Origin of the sequence: Citrobacter sp. wls827 (genome assembly GCF_005280875.1) — a bacterium.
In the GTDB taxonomy this organism is placed as follows: domain Bacteria; phylum Pseudomonadota; class Gammaproteobacteria; order Enterobacterales; family Enterobacteriaceae; genus Citrobacter; species Citrobacter youngae.
The window spans coordinates 1-10,259 of record NZ_SZWR01000028.1 but is presented as its reverse complement, the minus strand read 5'-3'; the positions used below and the strand labels follow the sequence as shown (position 1 = coordinate 10,259).

At 48.8% G+C, this 10,259-nt stretch carries 10 protein-coding genes and 1 pseudogene; 7 read left to right on the top strand and 4 right to left on the bottom strand.

From position 1 onward, the window contains the following. Positions 1–83: pseudogene (locus FDX03_RS23875) on the bottom strand (N-acetyltransferase); the annotation flags it as partial. 130 nt (positions 84–213) lie between these two features. Here FDX03_RS23875 and FDX03_RS21305 point away from each other — a divergent pair. Together FDX03_RS21305 and FDX03_RS21300 are read left to right on the top strand one after the other, a co-directional pair. Then, complete coding sequence (locus FDX03_RS21305; RefSeq protein WP_003840665.1) at positions 214–507, top strand: YicS family protein; 294 nt, start codon at positions 214–216, stop codon at positions 505–507. Positions 508–599: 92 nt separating this feature from the next. Then, complete coding sequence (locus FDX03_RS21300) at positions 600–1,982, top strand: glycoside hydrolase family 1 protein (RefSeq protein ID WP_137346552.1); 1,383 nt, start codon at positions 600–602, stop codon at positions 1,980–1,982. Between the two features lie 46 nt (positions 1,983–2,028). Here FDX03_RS21300 and nepI read toward each other — a convergent pair whose 3' ends face one another. From nepI to FDX03_RS21285, 3 genes are all read right to left on the bottom strand, one after another. Beyond that, positions 2,029–3,222 (bottom strand): purine ribonucleoside efflux pump NepI, encoded by a 1,194-nt coding sequence (gene nepI / locus FDX03_RS21295; RefSeq protein WP_061066880.1) that lies wholly within the window; start codon positions 3,220–3,222, stop codon positions 2,029–2,031. Between the two features lie 169 nt (positions 3,223–3,391). After that, positions 3,392–3,844 carry a DUF1198 family protein gene (locus tag FDX03_RS21290; RefSeq protein ID WP_003827141.1) on the bottom strand — a complete coding sequence of 151 codons (453 nt, stop codon included), beginning with the start codon at positions 3,842–3,844 and terminating at the stop codon, positions 3,392–3,394. 20 nt (positions 3,845–3,864) lie between these two features. After that, on the bottom strand, positions 3,865–4,620 hold the full coding sequence (locus FDX03_RS21285; RefSeq protein ID WP_005121514.1) for an IclR family transcriptional regulator: 756 nt from the start codon (positions 4,618–4,620) through the stop codon (positions 3,865–3,867). Positions 4,621–4,866: 246 nt separating this feature from the next. Here FDX03_RS21285 and FDX03_RS21275 point away from each other — a divergent pair, with 246 nt between their 5' ends. From FDX03_RS21275 to FDX03_RS21255, 5 genes are all read left to right on the top strand, one after another. Continuing rightward, positions 4,867–5,766 carry a dihydrodipicolinate synthase family protein gene (locus tag FDX03_RS21275; RefSeq protein ID WP_115642656.1) on the top strand — a complete coding sequence of 300 codons (900 nt, stop codon included), beginning with the start codon at positions 4,867–4,869 and terminating at the stop codon, positions 5,764–5,766. A 21-nt stretch (positions 5,767–5,787) separates the two neighbouring features. After that, a complete protein-coding gene (locus FDX03_RS21270; RefSeq protein WP_061066882.1) occupies positions 5,788–7,305 on the top strand; it encodes an altronate dehydratase family protein in 1,518 nt (505 codons plus the stop codon). Positions 7,306–7,373: 68 nt separating this feature from the next. Beyond that, the gene (locus FDX03_RS21265) at positions 7,374–8,684 is read left to right on the top strand and encodes an MFS transporter (RefSeq protein ID WP_005121510.1); all 1,311 of its coding nucleotides are present in this window, start codon (positions 7,374–7,376) and stop codon (positions 8,682–8,684) included. Between the two features lie 51 nt (positions 8,685–8,735). Next, a complete protein-coding gene (locus FDX03_RS21260; RefSeq protein ID WP_137346551.1) occupies positions 8,736–9,632 on the top strand; it encodes a 2-dehydro-3-deoxygalactonokinase in 897 nt (298 codons plus the stop codon). Then, positions 9,625–10,248, top strand: a complete 624-nt coding sequence (locus FDX03_RS21255) for a 2-dehydro-3-deoxy-6-phosphogalactonate aldolase (RefSeq protein WP_137346550.1) — start codon at positions 9,625–9,627, stop codon at positions 10,246–10,248. The genes FDX03_RS21260 and FDX03_RS21255 overlap by 8 nt, the downstream gene beginning before the upstream one ends. The last annotated feature ends 11 nt before the right edge of the window (positions 10,249–10,259 follow it).

Here is a 10,259-nt window from a genome sequence, read left to right as displayed (position 1 = left end):
AACTGGCGGTTGTAGGCGCGCAATCCGGCAAGCAGGGCATTTTGATCGTCTTCGGTAATGGTATCTGTAATCTGTATTTGCATCCTATCCTCCTGAAAAACTACAACTTCTGGCTGATTATTTGTTTAGAAATTAACACAGGCTGATGAGTGAGGCGCATGCCGTCTACACTTACTCTTGAGATGATGCGCATCGACAACAAGGATTATTATCATGAAACGAGCCGCTTTACCGCTTATTGCCATTCTTTTCACGCTGCCGGGTTTAGCGCAGGCCGATTCGGCTTATGGCTCTCTACAGTCTGTTCATGAAAAAAACACCGTATTAAAGGATTTACGCAAGATTTGCACCCCACAGGGATCCCCCTCCGATGACGTGTGGGAAAAAACGATTATGTCTGATACACGTAATCAGCAGCATATCCGCGAGGCTATTCTGGCAATACAAAGAAATAACCAGAACAACTACTGGGAAGCGTTGGGCAAAGTTGAATGCCCGGATTTGTAACTATCGTATTGAAAAACGAGCGCTGTAACCGGTTTCTGTTTAGCAAAATCGCCTATTGTGTAGGGAAGTGAAATACATCAAGGAGCAAGATAATGCGATACCGTTTTCCTGATAACTTTTGGTGGGGGAGTGCCTGCTCGGCGCTGCAAACCGAAGGGGATAGCCTGAATGGCGGCAAAAGCCAGACAACATGGGACGTGTGGTTCGATCGCCAGCCAGGGCGTTTCCACCAGGGGGTTGGCCCGGCGAACACATCCACGTTTTATCAGCACTGGAAACAGGACATCGCACTGCTCAAGCAGCTGAAACACAACAGCTTCCGCACCTCAATCAGTTGGTCACGACTGATTCCGGACGGTACTGGCGAGGTGAATCCTGAGGCCGTCGATTTCTATAACAACGTCATCGACGAGCTGCTTTCGCAAGGCATTACACCGTTTATCACCCTGTTTCACTTCGACATGCCGATGGTGATGCAGGAGAAAGGCGGCTGGGAAAACCGTGAGGTGGTTGAGGCGTTTGGCCGCTACGCACAGACGTGTTTTACATTGTTCGGCAACCGGGTGAAGCACTGGTTCACCTTTAACGAACCGATTGTTCCGGTAGAAGGCGGCTATCTGTATGACTTCCATTACCCAAACGTGGTGGATTTCAAACGTGCGGCCACCGTGGCGTATCACACTGTACTGGCGCATTCCACGGCGGTGCGGGCGTATCACGCCGGAAACTACGGCGGTGAGATCGGTGTGATCCTGAATCTGACGCCCTCTTATCCACGCTCGCAGCACCCGGCGGATGTAAAAGCCGCGCACCATGCGGATCTGCTGTTTAACCGCAGCTTTCTTGATCCGGTACTAAAAGGGGAATATCCGGCGGATCTGGTCGAACTGCTGAAAGAGTACGATCAGTTACCGGTATGCCAGCCGGGCGACAGTCAGCTCATCGCCGAGGGGAAAATCGACCTGCTCGGTATCAATTATTATCAGCCGCGCCGCGTGAAATGTCGTGATACTGCCGTCAATCCAAACGCGCCGTTTATGCCGGAGTGGCTGTTTGATTATTACGAAATGCCGGGGCGTAAAATGAACCCTTACCGTGGCTGGGAAATTTATGAGCCTGGTATTTACGATATTATTACTAATCTTCGTGATAATTACGGCAACCCGCGCTGCTTTATTTCTGAAAACGGTATGGGTGTGGAAAATGAGCAGCGTTTCGTTGAGCATGACCAGATCAACGACAGCTATCGTATTGAATTTGTTTCTGAGCATCTAAAATGGCTACATAAAGGCATCAGCGAAGGCTGTAATTGTCTTGGCTACCATATGTGGACTTTTATTGATAACTGGTCCTGGCTCAACGGATATAAAAATCGCTACGGTTTTGTTCAGTTAGATTTAGCAACGCAAAAACGTACGGTGAAAAAGAGCGGCGAATGGTTTGCCCATACAGCCGAAAACAATGGTTTTAATTAAAAATAACCAGGATGCCGGATAGCGATCCGGCATACCGAGCGTTAGTTTATTGCATACCCTTTATGCGAACTTTTGCTGCCACCAGAAGCGCCGTCAGCAGCATCAGGCTGCCGGAAATCATCAGGGGTGACAGCAGTCCGAGAGTATCGAGCGCATAGCCTCCCACCGCAGCCCCACAGGTATTGGCAAGCTGGATCACGGCGACCTGCACCGATCCGGCTTTTTCTGCCTGATCGGCAAGCGAGCGCGTGATCCACGTCGACCAGCCGACCGGTACCAGCGCAAACAACAGTCCCCAGATAATCGCAATACCCGCCGCCACCACTTTGTCACTGCCCCACAGAATCAGGACCAGCGCACTGAGCGCCAGCACCAGTGGCGCACCGGCTAACGCCAGTTTGACCGAACGCTTCAAAATCATCGACGAAAGCGACGTACCAACAAAGCTGGCAATACCGAAGCTCAGCAGCACCAACGTCAGGCCATCAACGTCAAAGCCCGCCATATTCATATAGATCGGGCGAATATAGGTAAAGAAGGCGAACTGCCCGGCAAAGGACATAAAGATGGCGATCATCCCGGCCATCACCCCCGGTCTCTGCAACAGGCTGAACATGTTTTGTTTCTGATGCGAAGGCTCGCCAGGCAGCGAAGGCAACGCTCTCACCACCCAAATCGTGCACAGCACGCCCATCACCGCCGCCGCATTAAACACATTACGCCAGCCGATAATGCCGCCTAAAAAGCTCCCCAGCGGTGCAGCAATCACCAGCGCGATGGAGACTGCGCCAAAAATAACCGACAGCGCCTTCGGCACCGTACGTGCAGGAACCAGACGCATGGTCAGCGACGCCGACATCGCCCAGAAGCCACCAAGCGCCAGACCGAGACAGGCGCGGCCAATGAGCAGCAGCGAAAAAGAGTTGGCAAAGGAAACCAGCAGACAGGAAAGCGTCAGCAGCACCGAAAACAGGATCACCACGTAGCGACGATCGGTCGCCTGAATAATTTGCGTCACAAACAGGCTGGCGAACATGGCGACAAATGCCGTCACGGTCACCGATTGCCCGGCAACACCTTCCGAAATACCCAGATCCTGCGCCATCGGCGTTAACAGGCTAACGGGCAGAAACTCAACAGTTATCAGGCAGGCAACGCAGAACGCCACGGCAAATACCGCCGACCAGTTAGGTCGGGAATTTGCCTCAGCGCGGGATTTTTGTTCAACAGCTTCACTCATTTTGTTACCTGCGTGGGGTTATTGTAGAAAAGTTACGCAGTGTAACATTAAATTTGTGACGCATTTAACGTTTCAACAACTTTCACCGCTGAATGGCGATGTGGCTTATTCCATCTACGGCAGGGCCCTTTTGTCGACCTGAGAACCGTAACGCCATCAGGCATGACTATCAATGCAACCAATGCACGCCATCTTCGGGCTGGAAAAAGGCGTTATAGCGCATCTGAAACGCATTAAGTTCCTGCATATCCGGCTCCATCTCGCGCAGAAAACCGAGCGCCAGACGTACCTGCGCATCGGTAATAGGTGCAGCCAGCCGGGCTTTTTGCAGCCAGCGGTGCCATTGCAACAGGTTCTGCTCACTGCCGTCGACAATCACGATTTGCCAGATCAACAACACCTGGGCAGCATTTTGCAGATGCGATTCATCCGGGCGGTGTAGGTACTGTAAAAACGCCTCACCCTGTACTTTTCCCATCTGATCGATCATCGACTCTACCGGCACGACATCGATATTCAGTCGCTCGCTCAAACGGCGAATTGCGCGTCGTGAACCGGACGTCAGCACCCGAAATCCCACCACAAAAACAACCACCAGGGTGGCCAGCATTATCCAGATCATTAACTACGACACCTGCATACTTAAACTAATTTTGCCGAGAGTGACTGGCAGGCTTCGCGCACCCACTGAGAATATTGTGGAATACAATCTTTTGGCATTTGTAGTTCAACGCCACTGATGCTGATTGCTGCAATCACATCTTTATTACGGTTAAATACCGGTGCGGCAATGCAATAGATACCAGGAGAGTCTTCCGCATTATCAAATACCCAGCCTTGCGCGCGGATTCTGGCAAATTCCTTCATCAACGCTTTTTTGCTGGTAATGGTGGTATCGGTATATTTCGGCAGGTCTTCATCCGGCAACAGTTCGTCGATTTTATCCTGCGGCAGCCAGGCACACAGCGCTTTCCCTACACCGGAACTGTGCATCGGCAATTTTTTACCGACCCAGGTACGAATGCCAATCGGCTGGGTGTTTTCCAGCTTCATAAGATAAATTGGCGCGACTTCATCCAATATGCCCAAGTGACAGGTCAGGTCCGTTTGTTGACGCAGTTTTTCCAAAACAGGAAGCGCTGCATTACGGATATCAAACTGCTCCAATGAACGATTTCCCCATTCGTACAGCTTCAATCCTAAAAAGAAACGCCCCTTTTCCAGACGCAAAAGATGATGCTCAACCAGCGCATTTAGCAGAGAAGACGTGCTGCTTTTTGGCAATGCCAGATCCTGCTGGATCTGACTGAATGTTGCTCCAGGAGAATTAAAAAGGTAATTACAGATTTTTACCGTCTTATCCAGAGCGGGAACAGAAGTCGTGATGTCTTGGTTCATGCGCAATTAATCTTTTTTATTCATAGACTCTGCACAGTATACCGCAATCACTTTTCCCAGGTATGCGGCTTTTTTGCACATATGCAAACTGCGCTCTGTTGCCTAAATCTTACATCCGCAAACCCGATCCACCTCACAGTTGTTCATTTGTTCTGCAAAAAGCATTGACGAACGATTTGGATATTTGCTGTACTAACTTCAACATACAGAACATAAGTTCCATATACAGAACAATAAGGAGTGAGCATGTTGAACGTTTTTAAGGGCATCTTCCCGCCAGTACCGACCATCGTTGACGATAACGGTGAATTGGATCGCGCAGGAATGGCGGTAATGATTGATCATGTGATTAGCAATGGTGCCGACGGAATGCTAATTCTGGGCAGCGGCGGCGAATTTTCACATTTCTCGTCTGAACAAAGAAAACAGATTGCAGAATTTAGTCTGCAGCATGTTGCCGGCAGGGTCCCCGTACTTATCGGTATCGCCTGCGCTAGCACAGCAGAAACTATCCAGCTTGGAAAGCATGCCGAAAAAGCGGGCGCGCAAGGAGTACTGGTAGTCAATCCTTATTATGCAAAACTCAGCGAAGAAGCCCGCTTTACGCATTACAAAAGAATTGCTGAAGCGTTAAACGTTCCAGTCTTCCTATATAACTTTCCAGAACTAACCGGCCAGGATATTGGTTTAAACGTCATCACTCGCCTTGCCCGCGAAGTACCCAATATTGTCGGAATTAAAGACACTATTGATAATATTAGCCACACCAGGGAAATCATCAATCAGGTTCACTGTTTCCGCCCAGATTTTATCATTTTCAGCGGCTATGACGAATATTTACTTGATACATTAATGTTGGGGGGGCATGGTGGAATTCCGGCAACATTTAACTTTGCACCTAATATTACGCGCGGAATTTATCAGGCTGTTCAGCAGAACGATCTCGCCACGGCTAAAGCACTTCAACAACAACTGTCAGGATTATCACCTTTATATGCATTAGAACAACCGTTCTTTGGCGTTATAAAGACAGCCATAAAATTAAGTGGTGTGGACATATCAACCGCAGTTGTCCCTCCTGCATTACCGTTGAATGAAGAAAAAATAGCGCAGGTTAAAAATATTCTATCCCGTATTTCGGTGTAAACCAGCATGAGAGCAATGATAATGAACATCAACCCTGTACTAAAATTGAATCCCAAAGATGATGTGGTTATCGCAAGACAGACGGTCCCCGTGGGCACCTGGCTTGAAGAAGAACAAATTACGGTGCTAAGTGAAATTCCAGCAGGGCATAAAATCGCCCTGCATGCGTGTAACGTAGGTGATGCGGTCAAACGTTATGGGCAGATAATTGGCTTCGCAACTCAGCCAATTAAGCCCGGCGAACACGTCCACATGCATAATTTAGGTATGGGCGATTTTGAACGAGATTATGCCTGGGGTGAAGACTGCCATTCTCCCTCTTCGGTTCCTCAACAGGATACTTTTTTGGGTATCCGCCGGGCTGACGGCCGCGCTGCTACACGCAACTACATCGGCATTTTAAGCTCCGTAAACTGTAGTGCTACGGTCGTCAGAGCGATTGAGGATCACTTTCGTCTGCATGGTCTTGCAGACTATCCAAATGTTGATGGCGTGGTGTCGCTGCCACAAAGTTTTGGCTGTGCCATCGGATCTAAAAGTGAATCAATGGATGTCATGAGACGTACGATGGCCGGTTATGCCACCCATGCAAACTTTGCCGGAGTAATCATCGTTGGGCTGGGATGCGAATCCAGCCAAATTAAAGATATGATGAACGCCCATGGGTTAGCTGATGGCCCAATGATGCACAGCTATACCATTCAGGAGGTGGGCGGCACACGTCATGCCATTGAAAAAGGAATTAACCTGGTTAACCAAATGCTGCCTGTTGCTAACCGGGTAACACGTCAACCAATCCCTGTATCAGAAATCATTCTCGCATTGGAATGTGGCGGTTCCGACAGTTATTCCGGGATTTCAGCCAATCCAGCGCTGGGTTATGCGGCAGATAAGTTGATCCAACAAGGTGGAACAGCGATATTATCTGAAACCTCCGAAATTTATGGCGCTGAGCATCTTCTTACTCGCCGCGCCGTTTCCCGTGAAGTCGGGGAAAAACTTATCGCCCGTATTCACTGGTGGGAAGAATACTGTCGCCGCACTGGAAGTGAAATGAACAATAATCCCTCTGCGGGTAACAAAGTCGGAGGGCTGACGACAATACTGGAAAAATCACTCGGTGGTATTGCTAAAGCAGGCACAACAAATCTGACAGAAGTGTATGAGTACGCGGAACCAGTTACCGCGAAAGGTTTTGTCTTTATGGATACACCAGGGTATGACCCTATTGCCGTCACGGGGCAAATCGCCGGTGGGGCAAATCTTCTCTGCTTCACAACAGGCCGCGGTTCGGCGTTTGGATCCAAACCAACCCCAAGTCTGAAGCTGGCTACCAATAACGCACTTTGGGAACGTCAGCAGGAGGATATGGATATAAATTGCGGAACTATTGTAGAGGGGGAAGAAACAATTGCAGAAGTTGGTGAACGTATTTACCAGATGATTCTTGAGATGGCATCCGGTAAAAAAACAAAGAGTGAGGAATTTGGCTATGGCAGTCAAGAATTCGTCCCATGGACTATTGGCTCCATAATGTAACACTTCACAATATAATAATACCTCGTACCGCCATACTCATATTATTATGAGTATGGCAAGGAGCCCTTATGTCTCTTGTTAATGCAAATACTGAAGAAGAAAAATTAAAGGCAACAACTGTAAGATGGCGGATATTTATCATCATGCTTTTATTAGGCGCCATTAATTATATTGACCGCACATCTCTTTCCATTGCCATGCCATATATTACGGATGAATTTGGCATTACTGACACACGCGTTGTTGGGGTTATTCATAGTGCCTTTTTCTGGGCTTATGCTTTGATGCAAATTCCCAGTGGAGTTATTGCTGATAAATTTAAAGCGAGAAATATCATAGCGCTGGCCACTATCTTATGGGGAGCATTTCAGGCCGTCGCGGCGCTGTGCCACTCCATTTTTACTCTCTCACTTTCTCGACTGGGGTTAGGCGTTACTGAATCTCCAATTATGCCCGCTGGCGCAAAGTTAATGGGGACATGGTTAACACCAACAGAACGCGGGCGTGGTTCGATGCTACTTGATGGCGGCGCGCCGTTGGGGACGGCATTAGGGGCGGTGATCATCGCAGGACTTATTGCTTTTTTCGACTCCTGGCGTATGGCATTTGTGGTGGCAGGTGTGGGAACAATGGTGGTCGGCTTACTGGCCTGGTGGTACATCCGCACTTATCCATCAGAACATCCCAGCATTAATAAAGCAGAACTGGACCATATTACCGCTGCAAACGGTGCTGAAACCAGCAGCAAGAAATACCGTCTGGCCGACATCAAACCTTATCTAAAACAACGGAATGTGATTGCGCTCATCGGTGGTTGGGTTTGCTACAGCTTTGTGTTCTACGGCCTGATGACCTGGCTGCCGCTCTACTTTCAGGCCACCTACGGTTTCGATATCAAATCGATGGGTGGAGCAATGGCGCTGATCTTCTTGCTGTGTTTTGTCGGCCAACTGACCGGCGGCTACATTATGGATAAATGGCGCAGCAAAGGGGCAAAAACAAGCCGTGTGATGCATACAATGTTGGCTATTTCTGCCACTACCGCTGGCGTTGGTATTTTCCTTTGCGCACAAAGTTCTACACCAGCCGTTGCGATAACCCTGCTCACCATTGCCCTTTTCCCATTGCGGTGGGCCAGTGTTTACTGGTCAATACCAGGGCTGCTAGGCGCGCAATCTGTTGCGGGTACCATCTGTGGGACCATGAACTTCACCAGTAACTTATTCGCCGCTATCCTGCCAATTTTTATCGGTTTCCTGGTGCAATCCACCGGAAATTATTACGCCGCCATGATGTTCTTTGCACTGGCCGCTGTGGGTTATCTCATCTGCTCGCTGCTGATCAATTTTGATAAAAAAATGGTTATTGCCGACGAGTAATCCCCCGAATATGGCCCGCTTAGGGCCATCTTTTCGTATCAGGAATGATGTATGTTCAATTCAGAGAATTTTATTGCCGTGGATTGGGGCTCCAGCAACCTGCGTATTTGGGTCTATCAACAGAATCAATGTGTCTGGCAACACGCCGATCAGAATGGTGTACTCAAGCATAATCCTGACGCATTCAAAGATACCTGGCTAACACTGCTAAGTTTGTGTCCGCAGCCATTAAGCAAAGATACAACCGTCATAATGAGCGGTATGGTGGGCAGTAATATCGGTTGGGTAGATAGCCACTATTTGCGTTGCCCAACCCCGTTAAGCGCATTATCGCAGCATCTGACAGCGGTTGAAGATGCGGGTCCTTTTCCCACTTTCATCGTACCGGGTCTGCAAATTGCCGGACCGAAAACCTACAACGTCATGCGTGGAGAGGAAACGCAACTTTTTGGCGCCCTGACTGATGACCTCTGGTACGTCTTCCCTGGGACACACAGCAAATGGGTTCAGGTGCAAGAGGGTATCGTCTGCGATTTTCAAACTATCATGACCGGCGAGTTTTTTCATTTGCTCTCCCACTATTCCATAGTGGGAAAAAATGCCGGGGAACAAAACACGAACATTCAGGCTTTTTTAGACGGAGCCGAACGTGGCTGGAATGAAACGTGTTTATCCCGCAGCGTATTTGACCTCAGAGCTCGAATACTCAGCCATTCCTTGCCACCCGACACGCTATACGAATCTCTCTCAGGATTACTGATTGGCCACGAAATAGCGCAAATGCTACAGCATTACGCCATTAACACCGGGGAAGAAGTCGTTTTGGTAGGCAATGAAGATTTGCTCAGCCGCTATCAAAGTTTGTTTCATCATTTCGGTTATCACTGTCGTCTGTGCAATGGTGAAAAAGCATTTATTAATGGTATCAGGAGACTTTTACATGAATAGCCGTAACCCTTTGGTCGCCATTCTGCGCGGGGTGAAGCCTGATGAGGTGCTGGCTCATATTGACGCGCTGATCACAGCTGGCTTCAGCACAATAGAAATACCGCTGAATTCTCCAGACTGGAAAAGCAGTATTGCTTTGGCCGTGGAGCATTATGGCCAGACGATAAAAATCGGTGCAGGGACGGTTACTCATGTCGCGGATATCAGCACTCTCTCTTCACTTGGATGCGCATTTATCCTTACACCCAACACCGATCCGGAATTAATTGATGCCGCCAAAGCGGCCCAAATGAAAACCTGCATCGGTTGCCACACAGCCAGCGAAGCATTTCTTGCACTCAGGCACGGCGCAGATGGACTGAAAATTTTCCCTGCGGGAGAACTGGGACCGAATTACATCCGGGCATTAAAAGCGGTTTTACCTCCTCAAACACCTTTATATGCCGTAGGCGGAATTCGCCCTGACAATCTGTCTCATTACCTGAATGCAGGTTGTTACAGTGCCGGATTAGGCAGCGATCTCTATCGCATTGGGCAATCTGTCCACCAAACTACAACAAATGCGAAGCTATTTGTTGAGGCTTATAACAGCTACTGTCAGCATAATGAGGCATAAAAAAGCCCGCC